Below are 23823 nucleotides of genomic sequence, written 5' to 3'. Positions count from 1 at the left end.
CTATTCTGCTGCTTCGGCGACCGGCGCCGGCTTGAAATCATCGCGGAAGTGGTTGATTGCGCTCATCACCGGATAGGGCGTGAAGCCACCCAGCGCACAGAGCGAACCGAACTTCATCGTGTTGCAGAGGTCGGTCACCAGTTCGATCTGCTTTTCCGGCTCGATGCCTTTGGCGATCTTGTCGATCGTCTCGACGCCGCGCGTCGAGCCGATGCGGCACGGCGTGCACTTGCCGCAGCTTTCGATGGCGCAGAACTCCATGGCGAAGCGCGCCTGCTTCAGCATGTCGGCTGTGTCGTCGAAGACGGTGATGCCGGCATGGCCGATCAGCCCGTCCTTGGCGGCGAATGCCTCGTAGTCGAAAGGCGTGTCGAACAGGGAGCGGGGAAAATAAGCTCCCAATGGACCCCCGACCTGCACCGCCTTGACCGGCCGTCCAGTGGCCGTGCCACCGCCGATGTCGTCGACGATCTCGCCAAGCGTCATGCCGAACGCCGCCTCGAACAGGCCGCCATATCTGACGTTGCCGGCGATCTGGATTGGAATGGTGCCGCGCGAGCGGCCCATGCCGAAATTCTTGTAGAAGGCAGCACCCTTGTCCATGATCACAGGCACCGAGGCCAGCGAGATGACGTTGTTGATCACCGTCGGCTTGCCGAACAGGCCCTGGATGGCCGGCAGTGGCGGCTTGGCGCGAACGACGCCGCGCTTGCCTTCGAGGCTGTTGAGCAGCGAGGTTTCCTCGCCGCAGACATAAGCGCCGGCGCCGACGCGGATCTCCATGTCGAAGGCGTTCGGCGAGCCCAGCACATTGACGCCGAGCAGGCCGGCCTTGCGGGCGACCTCGACCGCCTTCTCCATCATCGCCACCGCATGCGGGTATTCCGAGCGGATATAAACAAAGCCCTTGGTCGCGCCAGTGGCGATGCCGGCGATCGCCATGCCTTCGATCAGCACGAAGGGATCGCCCTCCATGATCATGCGGTCGGCGAAGGTGGCGCTGTCGCCCTCGTCGGCATTGCAGACAATGTATTTTTTGTCGGCCGTCGTATCGAGCACGGTCTTCCATTTGATCCCGGTCGGGAAGCCGGCGCCGCCGCGTCCGCGCAGGCCCGACTCCGTCACCTGTTTGACGATTTCGGCCGGAGCCATCGCCACGGCGTTCTGCAGGCCCTTCAGCCCGCCATGCGCCTTGTAGTGATCGAGCGACAGCGGATTGATGACGCCGCAGCGCGCGAAGGTCAGCCGCGTCTGCTTTGCCAGGAACGGGATCTTGTCGGGTGCACCCAACCAGCGCTTGTGGTAGCCGCCGGTGAGAAAGCCACAGTCGAAAAGGCTTTTGACGTCGGACGGCTTTACCGGCCCATAGGCGACGCGGCCATTGGCTGTCGCCACCTCGACCATCGGCTCGAGGGAATAGGCGCCGCGCGAACCATTGCGCACGATCTTGGCCTCGATACCGCGGTCGGCCAATTCCTTTTCGATCGCCTTGGCGACCTTTTCAGCACCGAGCGCCAGCGCGCCGGAATCGCCGGGAACGTAGATGCGCGGGATCATGAGCGCACCTCGGTCACGATCTCGTCAAACTTTTCGTCATCGAGCCGGCCGATCACCTCGCCGTCCAGCATTGCCGATGGCGCGCAGGCGCAAAGGCCGAGGCAATAGACCGGTTCCAGCGTCACCGAACCGTCGCGGGCCGTCTCGTGGAAGCCGATGCCCAGCAATTGCTTGAGCTTGGCGGCAATGGCATCCGAGCCCATCGATTGACAGGCTTCCGCCTGGCAGAGCTTCAGCACATGCCGCCCAGCCGGATGGCTGCGGTAGTCATGATAGAAGGTGACGACGCCGTGCACCTCTGCCTTGGAGATGTTCAGCGCCTCGGCGATCACCGGCAACGCGTCCTGCGGCACATGGCCGAATTCTTCCTGGATGCCGTGGAGGATCGGCAACAGCGGGCCTTCGAGGCCCTTCAACTCCTGGACGATCGCCGCCGTGCGCGACGCGATCTCGGTACCTGCAGGCTGCATTGTCATGCAGCGCCCTCCCTGGTCGTAGTAATCTTCCGCTAAGTGCTTAGGAAATCAGAGGAAACCCACCAAATCAATAAAGCTGATCCGTTGTTCGATAGAAATCTTCTATCGACACCGTCCAGCCTGCAATCTCTAGCTCAGTGGCGGGCGCGGAAATCGTCTGCCAGCGCCATCGCCTCGTCCAGCAGCGCCGAGACCAGCGGAGTGTGCGGCTCGCGCGGTGTCGCCACCAGCCCGACGGTGTGGCTGGCATCCGGCTCGACGATCGGAATGGCCCGGATCGGCTCGGAAAAGCCGAACGTTTCCGAGAGGTTGAGCGGCATGATCGACGACCATTTGCCGGTGCGGATATGGGAGAACAGCACGATCATCGAATTGGATTCGAGTGTCGGCCGCACCTCAACGCCGGCCTCGGCAAGGTGCTGGTCGATGATGCGGCGGTTCTGCATGTCCGGCGTCAACAGGCAGAGCGGCAGCTGGCTAAGCTCCGCCCATGTCACTTTGTCGCGGTCGGAATAGGGGGTTCCGACCGCGGTGATCAACTGATAGCGCTCGTCATAGAGCGGCACGCTGGTCACCCGCCCCAGCGGCTCGTTGTCGAGATAGGTAATGCCGGCGTCGATATCGAAATTGCCGAGCAGCGACAGCACCTCGATCGAGGTGCGCGACAGCACAGAGAAGGTGACGCCGGGATGTTTTGCCCGAAAAGGTGTCGTCAGCCGCGCCACCATGGCCAGCGCCGTCGGGACGGCCGCGATGCGGATGCGCCCCGAGAGGCCGTGGCGCGCCGCCCGCATTTCCTCGCGCATGGTGCGGGTATCGCCGACGATGCGGCGCGCCCACACCAGCACCTGTTCTCCCTCCGGCGTCAGCCCCTGAAAGCGCGATCCGCGCAATACCAGCATCACGCCGAGCTGGCCCTCCAGCTGCTTGATGCCGGCCGAAAGCGTCGGCTGGGTGACGCCGCACACATCCGCCGCCCGGCCGAAATGCTCTTCCCTGGCCAGCGCGATGAAGAATTCCAGCTTGTCGATCATGAGCGGACGCTACCCGGCCAAGTGAGGTTACGCCAGGTGCATGCTGTTTTTGCTTGGCGAATCCTCATGCGGCCGAAGCTTCGCCTCCGTCCAAGCTAACGGTCGACCAGGTTCAGAATGTTGCCGTCAGGATCCTTGAACCAGGCGACCTTCATGCCGTAGCCGACATGGATGTCGCCTTCCAGCGTCAGGCCCGGCATATCGTAATGTTCGAAGACGACGCCCTTCGACCTTAACGCGCTGACAATTTTTTCGATCTCGTCGCCGACCATCCAGGTTACCGCCGTCGCTTTGTTGGTTCCGGCGAACATCGAGCGATACACGTTGATGCTGGTGTCACCGCATTTGTAGACGATCAGTTCGCCCCCCTCGTTGTGAACCTCCGTCAGACCCAGAACGCCTTCATAGAAGGCCTTGGCCTTGGCCAGGTCCTTCACCGCGAGATTGGCCGTTGCGTTGCTGTTTGCGAGCATGATTGGTCTCCTTTCCTTGCTGGCGAGCACGTCCGAAGCCCTGCAACAAGATAGGGCTGCTTCGTTTTCCGGCGACCGCAGCTTGTGCGATTGGCGTGCCTCTTCCCTAAAGACGTTTTGTCTCCCGCAAATCCCGACAAGCAGACGCGAATTTTGAAGCCCTGCCACTGTGCGTGTCGTTCCGCCGCTTGGTTCTGTTCGGGAACTGCATTATCTCAGGCGGAAAGCAGAGGAAAAAGCTCATGTCCGTCACCAAGGAAATCGTCATCGAGCGCCTGAAGACGGTCAACGGACCGGACTTCACCGGCAACATCGTCGACCTCGGCATGGTTTCCGAGATTTTCATTGCTGATGCCAAGGTCTTCTTCTCGATCACCGTCCCTGCCGCCCGGGCTCAAGAGATGGAGCCGTTGCGCGCCGCCGCCGAACGCGTCGTCAAGGCGATCCCCGGTGTCGCCGGCGCCGTGGTTGCGCTGACGGCGGAAAGGAAAGGCGGCGGCATGGAGGCTCCGGTTCCGCAAAGGCCCGCTCCCAGGCCCGCGCCGGCCGCACCCGCTGCCGCGCCACGACCGGCCCCGCATGCTCCAGCCTCGCACAGCCAGGGCAAGCGCGGTGTTCCCGGCATCGAGGCGATCATCGCTGTTGCTTCCGGCAAGGGCGGCGTCGGCAAGTCGACCACCGCCGTCAACATCGCGCTAGGCCTCGCCGCCAACGGCCTGAGGGTCGGCGTGCTCGATGCCGACATCTACGGCCCGTCGATGCCGCGGCTGCTCAACATCCATGGCCGGCCGCAGACAGTCGACGGCAAGGTCCTGAGGCCGATGGAGAATTACGGCCTGAAGGTCATGTCGATGGGCTTCCTCGTCGATGAGGAGACGCCGATGATCTGGCGCGGGCCGATGGTGATGTCGGCATTGACGCAAATGCTGCGCGAGGTCGAGTGGGGTCCGCTCGATGTGCTCGTCGTCGACATGCCGCCCGGCACCGGCGACGCGCAGCTGACCATGGCCCAGCAGGTGCCGCTGGCCGGCGCCGTCATCGTCTCGACGCCGCAGGATCTGGCCCTGATCGATGCCCGAAAAGGCCTCAACATGTTCAGGAAGGTCGACGTGCCGGTGTTGGGCATCGTCGAGAATATGAGCTATTTCCTCGCCCCCGACACCGGCAAGCGCTACGACATCTTCGGCCATGGCGGCGCGCGCCGCGAGGCCGAGCGTCTCGGCGTCACCTTCCTCGGCGAAGTGCCGCTCGAGATGGGCATCCGCGAAAGCTCCGATGCCGGCACGCCGGTGGTGGTCTCGAAGCCCGATAGCGCCGAGGCGAAGATCTACCGCGACATCGCCTCGAACGTCTGGGGCAGGGTCAACGAAGAACGCGGCGCGGCCGAAGCCGCCGTGCCAAGCATCGTGTTCGAGTGATCCCCTCCCCCTTGAGGGGAGGGTGCCGCGCGAAGCGCGGCGGGAGGGGTCGCCTCAGCTGCCTCGACCTCTTACGAAAGAAATGTCGGAGCGCGTCGCCACCGACCCCACCCGGCCCTTCGGGCCACCCTCCCCTCAAGGGGGAGGGGAATGCTCAGCCGCCCACCTTCTCGCCAAAACTCGAAAAAAACTGCCCGGCAAGTTTCTTCGACGTCGATTCGATCAGTCGGCTGCCGAGCTGGGCGATCTTTCCGCCGACATCGGCCTTGGCCGCATATCTGAGGATCGTCGCCTCCGGCCCGTCGGCGGTCAGCGTCACATCGGCGCCGCCTTTGGCAAAGCCGGCGATGCCGCCCTTGCCCTCGCCCTGGATGGTGTAGGAATGCGGCGGGTTGAGATTCCTGAGCGTCACCTCGCCGTTGAACGTCGCCTTGATCGGGCCGATCTTGAGCACCACGGTCGCCCCCATCTCGGTGTCTGACTTCTTTTCGAGGCTTTGGCAGCCTGGAATGGTCTGCCTCAGAACGTCCGGGTCGTTCAGCGCTTCCCACACTTTTTGCAGGGGTGCGGCGATGCGTTCCTCGCCTTCGATCACCAAAGCCATCAAAATCTCCCGGATACAAAATTGACAAACCCCGATCCCGTCTAGCGTGGGGCCCGATGTATGTCTATCGCACCAAAGTCCGGATTCGGATGGCGCGTGCCTCTTGCCTGCTCTCGCGCGTTGTCATATCGATTTGTCATACAAATACGGAGACCATGATGGCCGGCGCCCCCACAACGAAGAAGAAATTTCGCTCGCAGGAGTGGTTCGACAATCCCGACAATCCGGGGATGACGGCGCTTTATCTCGAGCGCTACCTGAATTACGGACTGACGCGTGCCGAACTGATGTCGGGCAAGCCGCTGATCGGCATCGCCCAGACCGGTTCGGATCTGTCGCCCTGCAACCGCCATCATCTCGAACTGGCCAAGCGCGTGCGCGAGGGCATCGTGTCGATGGGCGGCATCCCTTTCGAATTCCCGTGCCACCCGATCCAGGAGACGGGCAAGCGCCCGACCGCCGCACTCGACCGCAATCTTGCCTATCTCGGCCTGGTCGAGGTGCTCTACGGCTACCCGCTCGACGGCGTCGTGCTCACCATCGGCTGCGACAAGACGACGCCGGCCCTGCTGATGGCCGCCGCCACCGTCAACATTCCGGCCATCGCGCTGTCGGTCGGCCCGATGCTCAACGGCTGGCACAAGGGCAAGCGCACCGGCTCCGGCACCATCGTCTGGGAATCGCGTCAGCGCCTATCGGCCGGCGAGATCGGCTATGACGAGTTCATGGACATCGTCGCTTCCTCGGCGCCGTCCACCGGCTATTGCAACACAATGGGCACCGCCACCACCATGAACTCGCTGGCCGAGGCGCTCGGCATGCAACTGCCGGGCTCGGCCGCGATCCCCGCGCCCTATCGCGAGCGCGGCCAGATCGCCTATGAGACAGGAAAACGCATCGTCGACATGGTGCATGAGGATCTGAAGCCCTCCGACATCATGACGCGGCAGGCCTTCGAGAATGCGATCGTCGTCAATTCGGCCATCGGCGGCTCGACCAACGCGCCGATCCATCTCAATGCCATCGCCCGCCATCTCGGCGTGCCGCTCGACAATGACGACTGGCAGAAGGTCGGCCTCAAGATACCGCTTATCGTCAACCTGCAGCCGTCGGGCGAATATCTCGGCGAGGATTATCACCATGCCGGTGGCGTGCCGGCGGTGGTGGCCGAACTGATGAAGGCCGGGCTGTTGCCCCATCCCGACGCCATGACCGTCAACGGCAAGACGATGGGCGACAATTGCAGTGGGGCCGTCAACGAGAATCTCGACGTCATCCGCACCGTCGCCGAGCCGCTGAAAGCCAATGCCGGCTTCATCAATCTTAGGGGTAATCTGTTCGATTCGGCGATCATGAAGACCAGCGGCATCTCGCCCGAATTCCGCGAACGCTATCTGTCGAACCCGAAGGACCCCGAGGCCTTCGAAGGCAACGCCATGGTCTTCGACGGGCCCGAAGACTACCACGCCCGCATCGACGATCCGGCGCAAGGCATCGACGAGCACACGATCCTGTTCATGCGCGGCGCCGGTCCGATCGGTTATCCCGGCGGCGCCGAAGTCGTCAACATGCAGCCGCCGGCCCATCTCATCAAGAAGGGCATTCATGCGCTGGCCTGTATCGGCGACGGCCGCCAGTCGGGCACGTCGGGCTCGCCGTCGATCCTCAACGCCTCGCCCGAAGCCGCCATAGGCGGCGGGCTGGCGCTGTTGAAGACCGGTGACCGCGTCCGCATCGACCTGCGCAAGGGCACCGCCGACATTCTCGTCACCGACGACGAGATCACGCGCCGGCGCGCCGAGCTGCAGAACAGCGGCGGCTATCACTATCCCAAGCACCAGACGCCATGGCAGGAGATCCAGCGCGGCATGGTCGACCAGTTTTCCGAAGGAATGGTGCTGAAACCGGCGGTGAAATACCAGGATGTGGCGCACACCAGGGGCGTGCCGCGGGACAATCACTGAACGCCTCTTCTTTCCTTCTCCCCTTGTGGGGCCCGAAGGGCGGGCGAGGCGCGTGACTCGCCCCGGGCGGTGGATTGGCGCGCAGCGCCGAGACGGAAGAGGGGTGTTGGACGGAGTGCGGTCGGTGCCAAGCTGGAGCACCCCTTATCCGACCGAGCGGAGCCGGTCCTTGGGCCTGCCGGAGGCAAGACCCGTGGGCTCGGCCACCTTCTCCCACGAAGGGGAGAAGGAAAGAGCCGCGTCCAAGCAGCGCCTATAGATATCCGGTGATATCAGGCGCCTGATCCTGCCTGTCGCGCTTGCCGTCCTCGTAGACGATCGGTGCCGCGCCGAGTTCCACTTCGGTGACGTCGTCGAGGCAGGCGACGTTCACCGCCCAGAAATTCCCGCCCATGAAGTCGAGATAGCCGCGCGAGAGAAAATTCGCGCCGCAGTTCGGGCACATATAGTGGTTGATGTCGCCTTCCGGCCAGTTCGACGGCGTCGCCTGGTATTCCCGCATCCGGTCGCGGCCGTCCGTCACCCGCACGGCTTCATAGGCTGCGAAGGACTTCCGGTAGCCGAGTTTCCAGCAGAAGCTGCAATTGCATTTGCGGATGCCTTCGGCGAGGTCGATTTCGGCTTCGAAACGCACCGCACCGCAATGGCAGCTGCCGTGATAGGTCTTTTTCATGGTTTCCTCCCAGACGTGTTCTGGCTCCGCCAAGCCGGCCGCCGGAGCCAGAGCATCCTTTGCTCCAGGCATGACGCTTGACAAGCGAGCGCGACAAATCCACGATCATGGCAAGGGGTGCATCGCGACGACCCCGTGAGGCGTCAGCCCAACGTTCGCGTCCAAGCTTCTCTCTCAAGGAGGTGGACGCCATGCCGTCGACAACCGCTATCACCGTATCGCAACTTTCCCGTCTGATTGGTCTGCCGGGTGCGCCCGCGATCATCGATGTTCGCATCGAAGAGGACTACAACGCCGATCCGCGCCTGCTGCCGGCCTCAAGCCGGCGTGATTTCAAAACCGTCTCGACCTGGGCATCCGAATTCGCCGGCAGCCGAGTGGCGGTCGTTTGCCAAAGAGGACAAAAGCTCTCGCAAGGTGTGGCCGCATGGCTGCGGCACGAGCGCATCAGTGCCGAATCCCTCGAAGGCGGGTTCGAAGCCTGGCGCGATGCCAAGGGACCTTTGATCCATGCCGGCAAGATACCGCCCCGCGATGAAAAAGGCCGCACCGTGTGGGTGACGCGGACCCGCCCGAAGGTCGATCGCATCGCCTGCCCCTGGCTGCTCCGGCGTTTCATCGATCCGAGCGCGGTCTTCCTCTTTGTCGAGGCGGCTGAAGTGTCGGCCACTGCCGACCGCTTTCAGGCCGTGCCTTTCGACATCGACAATGTGTTCTGGACTCACCGGGGCGAACGCTGCACCTTCGACACGATGATCGAAGAGTTCGGGCTCGAATCCGAGGCGCTCGACCGCCTGGCCATGATCGTGCGCGCAGCCGATACCGCAAGCCTCGATCTGGCTCCCCAGGCGGCCGGATTCCTGGCCGCCTCGCTTGGCCTGTCGCGGATGTTTCGCGACGATCTGGAACAGCTGGAGGCAGGCATGCTGCTCTACGATGCGTTTTTCCGATGGTGCCGCGACGCCACCGAGGAGACGCACAACTGGCCAGGCAAGCCATCATGAGCGCCCAAGCTTCGGAAGAAAAGGGGCCTTCTGACAAAACGGGGGCTTCTGACAAAATGGCGACTTCGGGAAAAACGGGCGAGACCGTCGAAGCGCCGGCTGCGCCATCCTTCCGTGAAGGCGTAAAACTCTGGGCGAAAATCGGCCTGTTCAGCTTCGGCGGGCCGGCCGGGCAGATCGCACTCATGCACAAGGAATTGGTCGAGGAACGGCGTTGGATCGGCGAGCAACGTTTCCTGCATGCGTTGAACTACTGCATGCTGCTGCCCGGCCCTGAAGCCCAGCAACTCGCCATCTATATCGGCTGGCTGCTGCACCGGACGATCGGCGGCCTGGTCGCCGGTGTCCTGTTCGTCGCGCCGGGCGCGCTTGTGATGCTCACCTTGAGCATCCTCTATGCGCTGTATGGCGACGCTCCCCTGGTCGAGGCGCTGTTTTTCGGGGTGAAAGCAGCCGTGCTCGCCATCGTGATCGAGGCGATGATCCGGATCGGACGACGTGCCCTGAAGAACCGGGTCATGGTTTCGATCGCGCTCGCCGCCTTCATCGCCATCTATGCATTGAACATGCCGTTTCCGCTCATCGTCCTGCTTGCCGGTCTGACGGGCTGGATCGGAAATCGTGTTGCGCCGGCCCTTTTTTCCGGCGCGGCGCACGGCAAAGATGTGGTTCCCGACATCAAGGGCGCGGTCGACATGATGTTCGAGCGCGGCGAGCTGGCTCACACCAGGCCGACGCGATGGCATGCGCCGCGCATCATTGCGATCTGGTTGCCGATCTGGCTCGGGCCGATTCTTCTGATCTGGGCTTTTACCGGGTCTGCTAGTGTGTGGACGCAGATCGGTGGCTTCTTCAGCGTCATGGCGGTCGTCACCTTCGGCGGCGCTTACGCGGTCCTCGCCTATGTCGCGCAGGCAGCGGTCGAGTCCTTCGGCTGGCTCGCACCCGGTGAAATGGTCGATGGCCTCGGGCTTGCCGAAACAACGCCGGGTCCGCTCATTCTCGTCCTGCAGTTTGTCGGCTTTCTTGCCGCGTTCCGCCAATCCGGATCGTTGAGCCCGCTGCTTGCCGGATCGCTTGGGGCGATGCTCACGCTGTGGGCCACGTTCACCCCTTGCTTCTTCTGGATATTCCTCGGCGCGCCCTATATCGAATCCCTGCGCGGCAACAAGGCACTGTCGGCGGCGTTGGGCGCGATCACCGCCGCTGTCGTCGGCGTCATCATGAATCTCGCTCTGTGGTTCGGCTTGCACGTCATCTTCGGCGAAGTGCGCAACGTCGGTCTTGGGATGGACGTGCCGGTGTTTTCATCGATCGACTGGGGTGCGGCGCTGCTGTCGTGTGCTGCCATGATCGCCATCCTGAAGCTGAAGATCGGCATGCTGCCGACGCTTGCGGGATCGGCCCTCGCTGGCGTTTTGTTGCTGGCAGCGAGTGGTTAATGCATGTCGCGCAAAAGTGTGCAGCGGTTTTGCGATAACGACATGCATAAAGCAACAACCTAAAGCGCGTCGCATGCGCCCGGTCAAACGCGACGCGCTTTAGCGGCTGCGTGCGGCCGGCGCTTCGCTGCGGTTTCGGGCGTTCGGATAGGAACATCATGGCGAAACGGCGCTCCTCCCTAGGCTTCCTCGGAATGTTCGGCCGTTCAGGCGACCTCAGGCAACTCGACGCCGCGTTACGTGGCGTCGACCTTCATCCCGCCCTTGTGCCGGAGGGAGCAAAGCTCACCATCGTCAATCTGATGAAGGATCACTGGCCTGACGAGCCGCCACCACAAGCCTATCCACCGGTGGCACAGCTGCTTGGCTATTGTATTGCCGGACCGGAAGCATTCGAGCAATCCAACGGCCTTCAACGTAGGCTGGATGCGGAGCGCCGGATTGAAGCAGCACTTGAGGCCGGCGACAGCTTCGATGCGCAAATCATACTGATGACACTGCATGCCAAGCTGATCAGTGGCGAGGTCGCCGAGCGCTATGGTTTGAGCGCCGACTGACAGTTTTTTGACGAGAAGCGTCCTCAGCCGCCCATGCCGCTGCGCGGCAGGTGGATCAGATTGCCGAAGCGGGCGCGCAACTTGTCGTCGACCGGCTTCGGCACATGGCGCGGGAAGCGCTCGGCGAGGATGCGTTTCTTCTCGATGATCGCCCGCTGCAAGATGTCGGGCCTGCCCTTCTCGTTCCACTCCTTCGGCGAAAAGCGGTCGCCGACCGCCGGATAGAAATATTCCGTCTGCATCAGCCGCAGCGTCTGCTCGTTGCCCAGATAGTGACCCGGGCCCTTCAGGCAAACGTCGGCGATGGTGTCTATCGACAGCGACTCATCGGTCACCTCGATGCCGCGCACGCAGCGCAGGCAATGGCCGAGCATGTCGTTGTCGATGATCAGGCTCTCCAGGCAGAAGCCGAGCAGCGAGGCGTGCATGCCGGCCGATTCGTAGACAAGGTTGAGGCCGGCAAGGCCGGCCATCACATCGGTGATGCCTTTTTCGTAACCGGACTGAATGTCGGGCAGTTTCGAATCCGTCATGCCGGCGGCCGAACCGCCCGGCAGGTCGTAGAATTGCGCCATCTGGGCGCAGGCAGCGGTCAGCACCGCTTGCTCGGCCGAGCCGCCGGACATGGCGCCGGTCCTGAGGTCCGAGACGAACGGCCAGGTGCCGAAGATCGCCGGATGCCCGAGTTTGATGGCGTTGACGTAGACGAGGCCGGCGAGCACCTCGGCCACCGCTTGCACCACCGCACCGGCGATCGCCGCCGGCGCCGTCGCACCCGCCTGGCCGGCCGACAGCAATAGGATTGGAATGCCGCCTTCGACGCAGGCCTCGAGTACGCCGCAGGCGTCCTCGGCGAATTTCATCGGTGGCACGACAAAACAGTTCGAATTGGAGACGAAAGGCCGCGCGCGAAAATTCTCTTCGCCGCCGGCAATCGCATAGAGCATGTCGAGCGCCGGCTTGACGTTCTCGCGTACCGTGAAGGACGTGCCGACATGCTTCGACGTGCCCATCACGCAGGCGTAGAGCGTGTTGAAATCCATGTCGAGCGGATCGGGAATGTCGCGCGGCACCATCGGCCGCTGGAAGAAATGGATGTTGTCGAGCCCTTCGACGATGCGGGCGGCGTCGTAGATGTCCTGCAGCAGCGACTCGCGATAACAGCGCTTCTCGACGTCGACCAGATGCACCGCGGCGCCCGCCGTGCCGTAATGCACGCGCTTGCCCTGGATCAGCATGTCGTGCTTGGGATCCTGGCCATGCAGCGTGAAATGGCGTGCGGCCTTCTTGATGGTATCGAGGACGAGCGCGCGCGGAAAACGGATGCGGCCGTCCTCGCCGAGCGTGGCGCCGGCCTTGGTCAGCGCCTCGATGCAGGATGGGATGGCATTGGCGAAGCCGACCGTTTCAAGCAGCGTCAGCACCGCTTCGTGAATGCGCTCGCGGTCGTTTCCGTTGAGCGGCCCGTAGCTCCCGCCTTCGAGGCCGGCGCGCACCGGCTTGATGTCGTCGGCAAGTGGTGCCGCCCGCATGGCGCGGCGCGCTTCGCGCCCGCCGGAACGCCGCGAACGTTGGTCCGAGGGCGTATCCGGCTTCTCAACAGCCACTGACATGGGAGGCACTCCACCTTTAGCTGCGAAGCGGGCGGCGGTGGTTGGTCCACCAGGTGGTTGGTCCACCATCGGCCCGCTTCGTCCCCTTATGCTTCGAACTATGCCGTCGGCATTGGCACAGCCTATGAGCCAGACGGTCCCGTCGCATATGCCAGAGCGCTAAAGAACGGTGGCCGGTCCCGGCCCGGACGAGGCATCAAGCCGCCGCCGGTCTGCGCCCGGCCGCCGTCGCCAGTTCTCGGATGCCGGGCTCGATGTGCTGCAGCGCGATCGAGGAGATGCCCAGCCGCATGAAGCGTGACGGCTTTTCGGTGCGGTCGAAGAAGCGGTCGCCGGGCTCGATGATGACACTGCGCGAGGCGGCGGCCTCGGCTAGCCCGCGCGAATCGGTGCCGCGCGGCCCTTCGAGCCAGAGCGACGCGCCACCGGCGGAATCGGTCGAGCGCCACTCAGGCAGGAAGGCGGAAATCGCATGGATCAGACGCTTGCGCCGTTCGTCGAAGGCACTCGACAGCCGCCGCACCAGCGCCTCGTGATGGCCAAGCGACAGGAACAGCGCGACCGCGCGCTGGTTGTTGGCCGGCGGATGACGCAGCATGAAGCGGCGCAGCGCGCGAAGCTCGGAGATCAGCCCGGCCGAGGCGACGATGTAGCCGAGCCGCAGACCCGGAGCCAGCGTCTTCGACATCGAGCCGACATAGATGACGCGGCCGGAACGGTCGAGGCTCTTCAGCGCCTGCTGCGGCGCCTCGTCCAGAAGCTGGCTGTCATAGCCGTCCTCGATGATGATCTGGTTGTGGCGATTGGCGCGCGCCAGCAAATCCTGCCGGCGCTCCGCCGATAGCGGCACCATGGTCGGGCAATGGTGGCTGGGCGTCACGAAGACGAAGCCGGAATCGTTGGGAATAGAAGCGGTTACAATGCCGGAATGGTCGACCGGAACCGGCGTGACGTCGGCACCCGCCAACCGGAAGATCGAGCGTGCGTCGGGATAGCCGGGGTCTTCCATGGCCACCTTGGAGCCCTTGGTCATCAGCAGCGTCGCCAGCATGTAGAGCGCGTTCTGCGCGCCGAGCGTGACGATGATCTCATCGGGATTGGCGAAGATGCCGCGCCGCGGCAACAGCCGCGCCTGGATCTGCTCGATCAGCAGCGGATCGTCGCGGTCGACCATGTCGGACGCCCAGTTGCGGATCTCGAGCACGGCGAGGGCCATGCGGTTGCACTCGCGCCACTCGGCGGTCGGGAACAGCGCCGGATCGAACTGGCCATAGACGAAGGGGTAGGACGACTTGATCCAGTTGTCGTGCTTGGCTGGCGGCGGCATGTCGCTGGCCGCGATCTGCCGGCGCGCCTTCCAATCGATCTCATTGGCTTGGTCGGGCGCCTTCTGATGCGGTTTGGCCGGCGTCGCCAGCACGTCCGGATTGACGAAATGGCCGCGCCGTTCGCGCGCCACCAGGAAACCCTGGTCGACGAGCTGCTGGAAGGCCAGCACCACGGTGCCGCGCGCCACGCCGAGTTTCTCGGCCAGGATCCGGCAGGACGGAAGCGGCATCGAGGCGGCGATTTGCCGGTCGAGGATGGCGGCGACGATCGCTTGACGGATCTGCGCCTGCAGGGTCTGGCCGGATTCCGCCGAAATCCGGAACAGGCCGGACCATATGGCCGTGTCGTTTCGCTGTGGCATGGAAGGTGTTCCTCGATGGCCAGCTTTTTTCACTTGGCTGGACCAGTCGAATGTACCGGTGGCACAAGCTGTTGCGCCAATCAATTTTTCTGATCGCTGGGATTTACGCCAGTGATCCTTCCCCCGCGTGACGCAACGCGTCATCGCTGCCTGACGCCGTGCATCATCCCAGCGTGACGCAACGCGTCATCGCGGCCTGACGCAGTGCGTCATCGCTGCGCATTGAAACCAGTGGATTTCGGCTAGATAGTTTGGACGCGACGACACGCGCCGGAAACATCCGGTCTGTTATGTTGGCATCTCAAGCTCGGAGTGAGGCAGTGGATCAATCGTCCTTTCAGAAACAGCTCGACGCCCTGCGCGATCACCGCGCGGCCAAATCGGGCAGCATGCGCGAGGCTTTCGCTGCCGATCCGCAGCGCTTCGAAAAATTCTCCGCCACCGACGGCGACCTGCTGCTCGACTGGTCGAAATGCGCGGTCGATGCGCAGACGATGGATCTGCTGGAGAAGCTGGCGGGAGCCGCCGATCTCGAAGGCCGGCGCGCCGCGATGTTCTCGGGCAAGAGGATCAACGTCACCGAAGGCCGCGCCGTGCTGCACACCGCGCTGCGCAACCTGAACGGCAAGGGCATCGTGCTCGACGGCCAGGACGTGAAGGCGGAGGTTGTTGCCGTGCTCGATGCGATGGGCGCCTTCGCCGATGCCGTGCGCTCTGGCAAGGCCGCCGGCGCCACCGGCAAGAAGATCACCGACATCGTCAACATCGGCATCGGCGGGTCCGACCTTGGCCCGGCCATGGCGACGCTGGCGCTGGCGCCCTATCACGACGGGCCGCGCACGCATTACGTGTCCAACATCGACGGCGCCCATATCCACGACACGCTGAAGGGCCTTTCCGCCGAAACCACACTGTTCATCGTCGCCTCGAAGACCTTCACCACCATCGAGACGATGACCAATGCCGAGACGGCGCGCGAATGGGTGCGGAAGGCGCTGGGCAAGGAAGCGGTCGGTAAGCATTTCGCCGCCGTCTCGACGGCCCTGGACCTGGTGGCCAAATTCGGCATCGCGTCCGACCGCGTCTTCGGCTTCTGGGACTGGGTCGGTGGACGCTACTCAGTCTGGGGCGCGATCGGCCTGCCGGTGATGATCGCCGTCGGCCCGAAGAATTTTCGCGCCTTTCTCGATGGCGCGCACGCGATGGACGAACATTTCCAGACGGCGCCGCTGGCCAGGAACCTGCCGGCGCTGATGGGATTGATCGGCTGGTGGCATCGGGTGATCTGCCAATACCCCGCCCGCGCCGTCATTCCCTATGATCAGCGCCTGTCCAGGCTGCCGGCCTATCTGCAGCAGCTCGACATGGAATCGAACGGCAAGAGCGTAACCCTCGACGGCGGCACTGTGACCACGCCGACCGGCCCACTGGTCTGGGGCGAGCCCGGCACCAATGGCCAGCACGCCTTCTTCCAGCTGCTCCACCAGGGCACCGATTTCATTCCAGTCGAATTCCTCGCCGCGGCCATCGGCCATGAGCCGGATCTCAAGCATCACCACAATCTGCTGCTCGCCAACTGCCTGGCGCAGTCGGAGGCCTTCATGAAGGGCCGCACGCTGGAGGAAGCGCGCGCGCAGATGCTGGCAAAGGGCATGGCGCCCGCCGAAGTCGACAGGATCGCCCCGCACCGCGTCTTCTCCGGCAACCGGCCCTCAGTGACGATCCTCTACAGACAACTCGATCCGCATACGTTCGGACGGCTGATCGCGCTTTATGAGCACCGCGTCTTCGTCGAAGGCACGCTCTTCAACATCAATTCCTTCGACCAGTGGGGCGTCGAGCTCGGCAAGGAACTGGCGACCGGCCTGCTGCCTGTCGTGGAGGGCAAGGAGAATGCCGCAAAGCGGGACGCTTCGACCGCCGGACTGGTGGGACACATCCACCGATTGCGCGGATCGGAGTAAGCGGCTTGGCCGAGATCAAGGGAATATTGTTCGACAAGGACGGCACGCTTGTCGACTTCAATGCGACATGGCTCGGCGTTGCCGATTTCATGGCGATGGATGCGTCGGAGGGCGACCGCTGGAAGGCCGACAGGCTGCTAGCGGCGGCGGGCTACGATTTCGCCACCAAACGCTTCAAGCCCGATTCCATCTTTGCCTCCGGCACCAACATGGATGTCGTCGAGCTTTGGTTTCCGCGACTGTCCGACGAAGACCAGATGCTTGCCGTCGCTCGCTTCAACGAGATCACGTCGGTGCAGGGCTCGGCGATGGCGGTGGCGCTGCCGGGCATCGTCGAGACGCTTGGCGTTCTTCACAGGAAATCCTACCGGCTCGGCGTCGCCACCAACGATTCGACCACCGGCGCTGAAAAGACGTTGCTGACGCTGGGCGTCGCGCAGCTGTTCGACGCCGCCTATGGTTATGACGCGGTGGCCAATCCGAAACCGGCGCCCGATACGATCCTCGCCTTCTCGGACCTGACCGGCCTGAGGCCGGCCGCGATCGCCATGGTCGGCGACAATCGCCACGATCTGGAGATGGCGCGGGCCGGCGGCTGCGGTCTGGCGATCGGCGTGCTCTCCGGCACCGGCACGCGGGAATCGCTGTCGCAGATCGCCGACGTCATTCTGGATTCGGTTGCCGACCTGCCCGACTTTCTTTCGGCAAGAGTCAAGGAGACGACCTGAACTCGCAGGGCTGCTCCGGCTCGAACGAGAAGACGCCGCTCAGCTTCGTTGCCGCATCTTTTGCCTCGCCGACATCCGGCACCTGGTATTCGGCCAGCAGGCGAAGCCGCGAGCGGGGCAGGTAGGCCCGGCCCGGGTCGCCGATCAGCACATTGATGCCGGCGGCCAGGCAGCGATCGAGGAAGGAGATGACCCGGTCGGCGAGATCTTGCCCGTAAAACAAGTCGCCGGCCGCCACGACATCCACCGGCGGCGGCGGACCAGCGGTGATATCCTCGCCGACCACCGTGATCGCAACACCGTTCGCCACCGCATTGAGACCGAGCGCGGCGACCCCGTTGCGGTCGATCTCGGACGCGATCACTTGTCTGGCGCCGGCCTTTGCCGCGGCGATGCCGACGAGGCCCGAGCCGGCGCCGAGGTCGAGCACGCGAAGCCCGGCCACGGACTCCGGCCGATCGAGGATGTAGCGGGCAAGCACCGCGCCGCCCGCCCAGGCATAGGCCCAGTAAGGTGGCTGCGGCTCGGGCCCGTACTCGTCGGCTTCGGTTTCTTCTCCTTCCGGCTCGGCTGCTTGTCCTTCTTGATGCGTGAGCCGCCACAAACCGCTCGCTGGATGGGCTGCATAAAGCCGGATTTCGGGAAGCTCGGGAACAGGGGCGATACGCATGTTCGCCTTGATGAATGCCAGCGGATCGGGACGGGAAAGCGCGTCCGCCGCGTCGTCGGCAGTAAGGCAATCGCGCAAAATATCCCTATCCCCGTAGTGCCCGCCGCAGGATCTTGCCCACCGGCGTCTTCGGCAGTTCGGTCCGAAACTCGATGTATTTTGGCCGCTTGTAGCCGGTCAGGTTATCCCGGCAATAGACGGTCAGCACCTCAGCGGTCAGCAATGGGTCCTTCTTGACGACGAACAGCTTTGGCACTTCGCCTGAATGCTCGTCCGGCACGCCGATCGCCGCCACTTCGAGCACGCCCGGATGCAGGGCCACCACTTCCTCGAGTTCGTTCGGATAGACGTTGAAGCCGGACACAAGGATCATGTCTTTCTTGCGGTCCACGATCTTGGTGTAGCCGCGCTCGTCCATAAAGCCCATGTCGCCGGATTTGAAGAAACCATCCTTGGTCATCACCTTGGCGGTCTCATCCGGCCGGTTCCAGTAGCCGGCCATCACCTGCGGTCCGCGGATGCAGATCTCGCCGACTTCGCCGGGCGGCAAATCGTTGCCGTCGTCGTCGCGGATGGCGATCTCGGTCGAGGGCAGCGGCAGGCCGATCGTGCCGGTGAAGTTGCCATTGCTGAATGTGTTGGCGGTGGCCACCGGCGAAGTTTCCGAAAGCCCGTAACCCTCGGTGACCGGGCAGCCGGTCAACGCCTTCCAGCGTTCGGCGACACCCTTCTGCACCGCCATGCCGCCACCAAGCGTCAGGATCAGCGGCTTGAAGTCGAGCTTGCGGAAATCCTCATTGTTGAGCAGCGCGTTGAACAGCGTGTTGAGGCCCGGAAAGATGTGGATCGGGTATTTGCCGAGTTGCTTGACGAACCCGGGAATGTCGCGCGGATTGGGAATGAGTATGTTCTGGCCACCCAGTTGCATGCCCATCAGTGCGTTCACCGTCAGCGCGAAGATATGATAGAGCGGCAGCGCGCAGATGAAGTTGAGATGCGCCGGCTTCGGCTTGACCGTGAAGGCGTCCTCGATCCAGAGCGCATTCTGTGCGACGTTGGCCAGCACATTTCTGTGCAGCAGTACCGCACCCTTCGAGATGCCGGTGGTGCCGCCGGTATATTGAAGGAAGGCGACGTCGTCGGCAGCGACATGCACCGGCTTGAAATTCATGCCGGCGCCTGCCGTCAACGCGGCGTTGAACTTGACATGGCCCGGCAGCGACCAGGCCGGCACCATCTTCTTCACGCGGCGCACGACGAGATTGACGATCGTCCCTTTCAGGCCGCCAAGCATGTCGCCCATCGCCGCGACCACGACATGCTTGATCGCCGTCTTGGCGATCACCGCCTGCAAGGTGTTGGCGAAATTCTCGAGAATGACGATGGCTTGCGCACCTGAATCCTTGAGCTGATGTTCCAACTCGCGCGGCGTGTAGAGCGGGTTGATATTGACCACGATATAGCCGGCGCGCAGCACTGCCATCATCGCCACCGGATATTGCAGCACGTTCGGCATCATCAGCGCCACGCGTGCGCCTTTCTGCAGTCCCGTCGACTGCAGATAGGCGCCGAAGGCGGCCGATTGCCGCTCGACTTCCGCATAGGTGATGGTCTTGCCCATGCAGGTGAAGGCCGGCCGGCTGGCATACTGCTTGCAGGCGTCGGCGAGCAGATCGCCGATGGAGCCGAAGGGCAGGGCGCCGATCTCGGCCGGAACGACCTTCGGATAGCTCTTGAGCCAAGGCTTTTCCGGCGGTCCGGCGCCAACCGCTTTCGGCAATCTCGTGGCCGGACCCGGCTTCGGCGCCGATGAAACCGTTGTCGGGGCCGCTTTCGGCTTGGCAGCGGCGTCGGCCGTCGGCGCCTTTGGCTTGTCGGAGCTGGCCGGTTTTGCGGCAGTTTGGGCCTTCGCTTTCGCTGGGGCCGTTGTCCTTGGTGCTTTTGCCACCTGTCCCTCCGTCGGTTGTTCTTATTGTCTCTGCTTGCCCGCCGCGTTGCCTCCGAATGCCAGAGACGTCCTCCGCTGCTGCCGGCATCCAGGAAATCCAGCCTGCCATCTATGTATTGCGACTATCGGCAGCCGTGCAAGTCTGCCCCCGCGGCAAGACGGGAAAGAAAATCTTCCGCGCCGACGACAAGCGGAAGGTCGCAGTTGCTCACCAACGCCGGGTTGAAGATCAATAAAAAAATGCAGTCGTTAACAATCCCGTGATAGGCAGTAATTGACATTTCCTTCTCCTTTTTGGCGAGTGCGCAGAAATAAATTCTGCTTCCCATGGGGTAGGCAAACGGGGTGTTCCAAAGCCGGAAAAACGGTGCTTATATGCGCGCTTCGCGAGCCTGATAGAGGGGCTTGGAAGAACATCAGGGAGTCCTCCATGAAAAAGAAACTGACTTTTGCGGCCGCGTTGCTGGCCGCAAGCGTCCTCGGCGGCATGGCCAATGCGAAACAGCTGGTCTACTGCTCGGAGGCGTCGCCGGCCGGCTTCGACCCATCGCCGTGGAGCGGTGGCAACGACTTCGACGCGTCGTCACGCACCATCTATTCGCGCCTGGTCGAGTTCGAACACGGCAAGACCACCATCACGCCTGGCCTCGCCGAGAGCTGGACGGTTTCCGACGACGGTCTCGAATACACGTTCAAGCTTCGGCCGGGTGTGAAGTTCCAGACCACGGACTACTTCACGCCGACGCGCGATCTCAACGCCGACGACGTGATCTTCTCCTTCGAACGCCAGTGGAAGAAGGAAAACCCGTGGTTCGATTATCTGGCAGGCACCGGCTGGGAATATTTTGCCGGCATGGGCTTCCCGGATCTTCTCAAGGAAATCGTCAAGGTCGACGACCTGACGGTGAAATTCGTGCTGAACAAGCCTGAAGTCGCTTTCCTGCCGGACCTCGGCATGGATTTCGCTTCGATCGTCTCCAAGGAATATGCCGATCAGCTCGACAAGGCCGGCACCAGGCAGCAATTCACCCAGAAGCCGATCGGCACCGGTCCGTTCCAGTTCGTCGACTACCAGGTCGATGCGGTCATCCGCTATGCGGCATGGGACGGCTACTATGGCGGCCGCCAGAAGATCGACGATCTGATCTTTGCCATCACGACCGATCCGGCCGTGCGCGCGCAGAAGCTGAAGGCAGGCGAGTGCGATATCATGTCGTACCCGGCGCCGGCCGACATCGCCGGCCTGCAGGCTGACCCAAACCTCAAGGTCGACGAGCAGGAAGGCCTGAACATCGGCTACATGGCCTACAACACGACGCAGGCGCCTTTCGACAAGGTCGAGGTCCGCAAAGCGCTCAACATGGCCGTCAACAAGCAGGCCATTCTCGATGCGGTCTATCAGGGCGCTGGCCAGGCGGCCATAAACCCGATCCCGCCGACGATGTGGTCCTACAACAAGGATATCAAGGACGATCCATACGATCCGGACGCGGCCAAAAAGATGCTGGCCGACGCCGGCGTCAAGGACCTGTCGATGAAGATCTGGGCAATGCCGGTCAGCCGCCCGTACAATCCGAACGCCAAAAGGGTCGCGGAACTGATCCAGGCCGACTATGCCAAGATCGGCGTGAAGGCCGAGATCGTCAGCTACGAGTGGACCGAGTATCGCGAACGCGGCAAGCAGAAGGATCGTGACGGTGCCTTCCAATTGGGCTGGACCGGCGACAATGGCGATCCGGACAACTTCCTGTTCCTGCTCGGCTGCGATGCCATCGGCCAGTCCAACTATGCGATCTGGTGCAACCAGGAGTTCGAAGCCCTGCTGCAGAAGGGCAAGGCGACCACTGATGTCGCCGAGCGCACCAAGATCTACGAAGAAGCTCAGGTCGTGTTCAAGCGTGAGGCCCCGTGGCTGACCATCGCCCATTCCAAGGTCTTCATGCCGATGAACAAGAAGGTTTCTGGCTTCGTCATGGACCCGCTCGGCATTCATCGGTTTGACGGCGTCGACGTCACCGAATAACCCCTGAGAGATTGGACGGCGGCGCTGGACTTCCGGCGCCGCCGTTCTATGAAGTAAGATGCTCCGTTATCTCCTCCACAAGCTCGCCTTGATCATCCCGACCGTGTTCGGCATATCGCTGGCGGCGTTCGCTTTCGTCCGGCTTCTGCCGGGCGACCCGATCCTGGCCCTGGCCGGCGAGCGCGGCGTCAGCCCCGAACGCTACGCCGAGCTTATCGAGCGGTTTGGCTACAACCGGCCTTATGTCGTCCAGTATCTCGAGTATATCGGCAGGGTCCTGACCGGCGACTTCGGCATATCGATCGCCACCAAGCGGCCTGTGCTCGGTGAATTCCAGGCGCTGTTTCCGGCCACGCTGGAACTGGCGACGATCGCGCTGATCATCGCCGTACTCATCGGCATTCCCGCCGGCATCTTCGCCGCGGTCAAGCGCGGATCATGGTTTGACCAGGCGACGATGGGTGTGGCGCTGACCGGCTATTCGATGCCGATCTTCTGGTGGGGGCTGCTGCTCATCATCTTCTTCTCCGGCTATCTCGGCTGGACGCCGGTTTCCGGCCGCATCGGCCTTCAGTATTTCTTCAAGCCGACGACGGGGTTCATGCTGATCGACAGCCTGATCTCCGGCAAGAGCGGCGCTTTCAGGTCCGCCGCCAGTCACCTGGTCCTGCCGGCGATCGTGCTGGCGACGATTCCGCTTGCCGTCATAGCGCGCCAGACGCGGTCGGCGATGTTGGAGGTGCTGGGCGAGGACTACGTCCGCACCGCCCGCGCCAAGGGCCTGGCGCCGCGCCGTGTCATCGGGCTTCACGCTTTTCGCAATGCGTTGATCCCCGTCGTTACCACCATCGGCCTCCAGGTCGGCACGCTGATGGCGGGCGCCATCCTGACCGAAACGATCTTTTCCTGGCCCGGTATCGGCAAGTGGATGATCGACGCGATCGCCAAGCGCGACTATGTCGTCGTCCAGAGCGGCTTGCTGATCATCGCCCTGATCGTCATGGCGGTGAACCTGATCGTCGACGTGCTCTACGCCGTCATCAACCCACGTATCCGGGTGCAGTGAGATGACCGACCAAACCACGGCAGAAGCCACCGCCGCCGCCATCCCAGCCGGCGGCCGGCAACGCGCCTTCACCGAGTTCTGGCATTACTACTCGATGAACACCGGCGCCGTCATCGGCCTGGTTGTGTTCACTGCCCTGGTGCTGGTGGCGATTTTCGCGCCGCTGGTCGCGCCGCATTCGCCTGACGAACAGTTTCGCGATGCGCTGCTGACGCCCCCGGCCTGGCAGGAGGGCGGCAGGTCGATGTTCCTGCTCGGCACCGACGCAGTCGGCCGCGACATGCTTTCGCGGCTGATTTTCGGGGCGCGGTTCTCGCTGTTCATCGGTCTGGTCGTCGTTGTTTTCTCGCTGACCAGCGGCATCATCCTCGGCGTGCTCGCCGGCTATTTCCGCGGCTGGGTCGATACGCTGATCATGCGCATCATGGACGTCATCCTCGCCTTCCCGTCGCTGCTCCTTGCCCTGGTTCTTGTGGCGATCCTCGGACCCGGCCTGTTCAACGCCATGCTGGCGATTGCACTGGTGCTGCAGCCGCATTTCGCGCGGCTCACACGCGCGGCAGTGATGGCCGAAAAGAACCGCGAATATGTGATCTCCGCCAAGGTGGCCGGTGCCAGTCATCTCAGGCTGATGGTGAAGACGATCTTGCCGAACTGCATGGCGCCGCTGATCGTGCAGGCGACGCTGTCCTTCTCCAACGCCATTCTCGAGGCCGCGGCTCTCGGCTTCCTCGGCGTCGGCGCGCAGCCGCCAACGCCGGAATGGGGCACGATGCTGGCCACGGCACGCGAGTTCATCCTGCGCGCGCCATGGGTGGTGACCTTCCCCGGCCTTGCCATCCTGATCACTGTGCTTGCGATCAACCTGATCGGCGATGGGCTGCGCGATGCCTTCGATCCCAAGCTGAAGAGGTCGTGA

The 23823-nt window shown here is 63.2% G+C and carries 21 protein-coding genes; 10 read left to right on the top strand and 11 right to left on the bottom strand.

Features of this window, described 5'->3' with window-relative positions; all coding sequences use genetic code 11:
* The 4 genes from AC0NIE_RS01100 to AC0NIE_RS01085 all read right to left on the bottom strand — a co-directional run bounded on the left by AC0NIE_RS01100 (position 1) and on the right by AC0NIE_RS01085 (position 3540).
* On the bottom strand, positions 1-1557 hold the full coding sequence (locus AC0NIE_RS01100; protein ID WP_473484044.1) for a formate dehydrogenase beta subunit: 1557 nt from the start codon (positions 1555-1557) through the stop codon (positions 1-3).
* Positions 1554-2033, bottom strand: coding sequence for a formate dehydrogenase subunit gamma (locus AC0NIE_RS01095; RefSeq protein WP_473484041.1), 480 nt, complete (start codon positions 2031-2033; stop codon positions 1554-1556). The genes AC0NIE_RS01100 and AC0NIE_RS01095 overlap by 4 nt, the downstream gene beginning before the upstream one ends.
* Before the next feature lie 134 nt (positions 2034-2167).
* Positions 2168-3067 carry a LysR family transcriptional regulator gene (locus AC0NIE_RS01090; protein WP_473484038.1) on the bottom strand — a complete coding sequence of 300 codons (900 nt, stop codon included), beginning with the start codon at positions 3065-3067 and terminating at the stop codon, positions 2168-2170.
* A 95-nt stretch (positions 3068-3162) separates the two neighbouring features.
* The gene (locus AC0NIE_RS01085; protein WP_473484036.1) at positions 3163-3540 is read right to left on the bottom strand and encodes a VOC family protein; all 378 of its coding nucleotides are present in this window, start codon (positions 3538-3540) and stop codon (positions 3163-3165) included.
* A 242-nt stretch (positions 3541-3782) separates the two neighbouring features.
* Between AC0NIE_RS01085 and AC0NIE_RS01080 the strand changes: the two genes are divergently transcribed.
* Complete coding sequence (locus tag AC0NIE_RS01080) at positions 3783-4958, top strand: Mrp/NBP35 family ATP-binding protein (RefSeq protein ID WP_473484034.1); 1176 nt, start codon at positions 3783-3785, stop codon at positions 4956-4958.
* Positions 4959-5112: 154 nt separating this feature from the next.
* Here the strand turns inward: AC0NIE_RS01080 and AC0NIE_RS01075 are convergent, their stop codons facing one another.
* Positions 5113-5562 (bottom strand): SRPBCC family protein, encoded by a 450-nt coding sequence (locus AC0NIE_RS01075; RefSeq protein WP_292647781.1) that lies wholly within the window; start codon positions 5560-5562, stop codon positions 5113-5115.
* Positions 5563-5720: 158 nt separating this feature from the next.
* On the opposite strand from AC0NIE_RS01075, the gene AC0NIE_RS01070 reads away from it, so the two are divergent.
* Entirely contained in the window at positions 5721-7526 is a 1806-nt protein-coding gene (locus tag AC0NIE_RS01070; protein WP_473484525.1) for an IlvD/Edd family dehydratase, read from the top strand.
* A gap of 253 nt (positions 7527-7779) precedes the next feature.
* Here AC0NIE_RS01070 and AC0NIE_RS01065 read toward each other — a convergent pair whose 3' ends face one another.
* Entirely contained in the window at positions 7780-8199 is a 420-nt protein-coding gene (locus AC0NIE_RS01065; RefSeq protein ID WP_473484031.1) for a GFA family protein, read from the bottom strand.
* 191 nt (positions 8200-8390) lie between these two features.
* On the opposite strand from AC0NIE_RS01065, the gene AC0NIE_RS01060 reads away from it, so the two are divergent.
* The 3 genes from AC0NIE_RS01060 (at position 8391) to AC0NIE_RS01050 (ending at position 11202) form a co-directional block, all read left to right on the top strand.
* The gene (locus AC0NIE_RS01060) at positions 8391-9203 is read left to right on the top strand and encodes a chromate resistance protein ChrB domain-containing protein (RefSeq protein ID WP_473484029.1); all 813 of its coding nucleotides are present in this window, start codon (positions 8391-8393) and stop codon (positions 9201-9203) included.
* 56 nt (positions 9204-9259) lie between these two features.
* Positions 9260-10645: a chromate efflux transporter gene (chrA, locus tag AC0NIE_RS01055; RefSeq protein ID WP_473484027.1), complete on the top strand. Its 1386-nt coding sequence runs from the start codon at positions 9260-9262 to the stop codon at positions 10643-10645.
* Positions 10646-10803: 158 nt separating this feature from the next.
* Complete coding sequence (locus AC0NIE_RS01050; RefSeq protein ID WP_473484024.1) at positions 10804-11202, top strand: hypothetical protein; 399 nt, start codon at positions 10804-10806, stop codon at positions 11200-11202.
* A 23-nt stretch (positions 11203-11225) separates the two neighbouring features.
* On the opposite strand, the gene AC0NIE_RS01045 is transcribed toward AC0NIE_RS01050, so the two are convergent.
* Both AC0NIE_RS01045 and pdxR read right to left on the bottom strand, forming a co-directional pair.
* On the bottom strand, positions 11226-12815 hold the full coding sequence (locus AC0NIE_RS01045) for a trimethylamine methyltransferase family protein (protein ID WP_473484022.1): 1590 nt from the start codon (positions 12813-12815) through the stop codon (positions 11226-11228).
* A 196-nt stretch (positions 12816-13011) separates the two neighbouring features.
* Complete coding sequence (pdxR, locus tag AC0NIE_RS01040; RefSeq protein WP_352958566.1) at positions 13012-14505, bottom strand: MocR-like pyridoxine biosynthesis transcription factor PdxR; 1494 nt, start codon at positions 14503-14505, stop codon at positions 13012-13014.
* Positions 14506-14825: 320 nt separating this feature from the next.
* Here pdxR and pgi point away from each other — a divergent pair, with 320 nt between their 5' ends.
* Together pgi and AC0NIE_RS01030 are read left to right on the top strand one after the other, a co-directional pair.
* Positions 14826-16469, top strand: coding sequence for a glucose-6-phosphate isomerase (gene pgi, locus AC0NIE_RS01035; protein ID WP_473484019.1), 1644 nt, complete (start codon positions 14826-14828; stop codon positions 16467-16469).
* Between the two features lie 5 nt (positions 16470-16474).
* Positions 16475-17197 carry an HAD family hydrolase gene (locus tag AC0NIE_RS01030; RefSeq protein WP_135933569.1) on the top strand — a complete coding sequence of 241 codons (723 nt, stop codon included), beginning with the start codon at positions 16475-16477 and terminating at the stop codon, positions 17195-17197.
* Here the strand turns inward: AC0NIE_RS01030 and AC0NIE_RS01025 are convergent.
* The 3 genes from AC0NIE_RS01025 to AC0NIE_RS01015 form a co-directional block, all read right to left on the bottom strand.
* Complete coding sequence (locus tag AC0NIE_RS01025; RefSeq protein ID WP_473484017.1) at positions 17181-17945, bottom strand: class I SAM-dependent methyltransferase; 765 nt, start codon at positions 17943-17945, stop codon at positions 17181-17183. The two genes, AC0NIE_RS01030 and AC0NIE_RS01025, sit on opposite strands and share 17 nt — an antisense overlap.
* A 7-nt stretch (positions 17946-17952) precedes the next feature.
* Entirely contained in the window at positions 17953-19815 is a 1863-nt protein-coding gene (locus AC0NIE_RS01020; protein ID WP_473484014.1) for a long-chain-fatty-acid--CoA ligase, read from the bottom strand.
* A 122-nt stretch (positions 19816-19937) separates the two neighbouring features.
* Positions 19938-20096 carry a hypothetical protein gene (locus tag AC0NIE_RS01015; RefSeq protein WP_473484011.1) on the bottom strand — a complete coding sequence of 53 codons (159 nt, stop codon included), beginning with the start codon at positions 20094-20096 and terminating at the stop codon, positions 19938-19940.
* Positions 20097-20245: 149 nt separating this feature from the next.
* On the opposite strand from AC0NIE_RS01015, the gene AC0NIE_RS01010 reads away from it, so the two are divergent.
* The 3 genes from AC0NIE_RS01010 to AC0NIE_RS01000 are packed head-to-tail and all read left to right on the top strand — an operon-like array spanning position 20246 to position 23823.
* The gene (locus AC0NIE_RS01010; RefSeq protein WP_473484009.1) at positions 20246-21838 is read left to right on the top strand and encodes an ABC transporter substrate-binding protein; all 1593 of its coding nucleotides are present in this window, start codon (positions 20246-20248) and stop codon (positions 21836-21838) included.
* Positions 21839-21896: 58 nt separating this feature from the next.
* Positions 21897-22904 carry an ABC transporter permease subunit gene (locus tag AC0NIE_RS01005; RefSeq protein ID WP_192357740.1) on the top strand — a complete coding sequence of 336 codons (1008 nt, stop codon included), beginning with the start codon at positions 21897-21899 and terminating at the stop codon, positions 22902-22904.
* Position 22905: 1 nt separating this feature from the next.
* Positions 22906-23823: an ABC transporter permease subunit gene (locus AC0NIE_RS01000; RefSeq protein WP_473484007.1), complete on the top strand. Its 918-nt coding sequence runs from the start codon at positions 22906-22908 to the stop codon at positions 23821-23823.

It is taken from the genome of Mesorhizobium sp. WSM4842 (assembly GCF_055901575.1).
This window is presented reverse-complemented; position numbering and strand designations above follow the sequence as displayed.

Coding starts and splice junctions, on each gene's coding strand:
- AC0NIE_RS01095 (WP_473484041.1), bottom strand. CDS start 2,033: ATGACAATGCAGCCTGCAGGTACCGAGATCGCGTCGCGCACGGCGGCG.
- AC0NIE_RS01015 (WP_473484011.1), bottom strand. CDS start 20,096: ATGTCAATTACTGCCTATCACGGGATTGTTAACGACTGCATTTTTTTA.
- AC0NIE_RS01010 (WP_473484009.1), top strand. CDS start 20,246: ATGAAAAAGAAACTGACTTTTGCGGCCGCGTTGCTGGCCGCAAGCGTC.
- AC0NIE_RS01100 (WP_473484044.1), bottom strand. CDS start 1,557: ATGATCCCGCGCATCTACGTTCCCGGCGATTCCGGCGCGCTGGCGCTC.
- AC0NIE_RS01090 (WP_473484038.1), bottom strand. CDS start 3,067: ATGATCGACAAGCTGGAATTCTTCATCGCGCTGGCCAGGGAAGAGCAT.
- AC0NIE_RS01085 (WP_473484036.1), bottom strand. CDS start 3,540: ATGCTCGCAAACAGCAACGCAACGGCCAATCTCGCGGTGAAGGACCTG.
- AC0NIE_RS01045 (WP_473484022.1), bottom strand. CDS start 12,815: ATGTCAGTGGCTGTTGAGAAGCCGGATACGCCCTCGGACCAACGTTCG.
- AC0NIE_RS01065 (WP_473484031.1), bottom strand. CDS start 8,199: ATGAAAAAGACCTATCACGGCAGCTGCCATTGCGGTGCGGTGCGTTTC.
- AC0NIE_RS01005 (WP_192357740.1), top strand. CDS start 21,897: ATGCTCCGTTATCTCCTCCACAAGCTCGCCTTGATCATCCCGACCGTG.
- AC0NIE_RS01075 (WP_292647781.1), bottom strand. CDS start 5,562: ATGGCTTTGGTGATCGAAGGCGAGGAACGCATCGCCGCACCCCTGCAA.
- AC0NIE_RS01070 (WP_473484525.1), top strand. CDS start 5,721: ATGGCCGGCGCCCCCACAACGAAGAAGAAATTTCGCTCGCAGGAGTGG.
- AC0NIE_RS01080 (WP_473484034.1), top strand. CDS start 3,783: ATGTCCGTCACCAAGGAAATCGTCATCGAGCGCCTGAAGACGGTCAAC.
- AC0NIE_RS01050 (WP_473484024.1), top strand. CDS start 10,804: ATGGCGAAACGGCGCTCCTCCCTAGGCTTCCTCGGAATGTTCGGCCGT.
- AC0NIE_RS01000 (WP_473484007.1), top strand. CDS start 22,906: ATGACCGACCAAACCACGGCAGAAGCCACCGCCGCCGCCATCCCAGCC.
- pdxR (WP_352958566.1), bottom strand. CDS start 14,505: ATGCCACAGCGAAACGACACGGCCATATGGTCCGGCCTGTTCCGGATT.
- AC0NIE_RS01060 (WP_473484029.1), top strand. CDS start 8,391: ATGCCGTCGACAACCGCTATCACCGTATCGCAACTTTCCCGTCTGATT.
- chrA (WP_473484027.1), top strand. CDS start 9,260: ATGGCGACTTCGGGAAAAACGGGCGAGACCGTCGAAGCGCCGGCTGCG.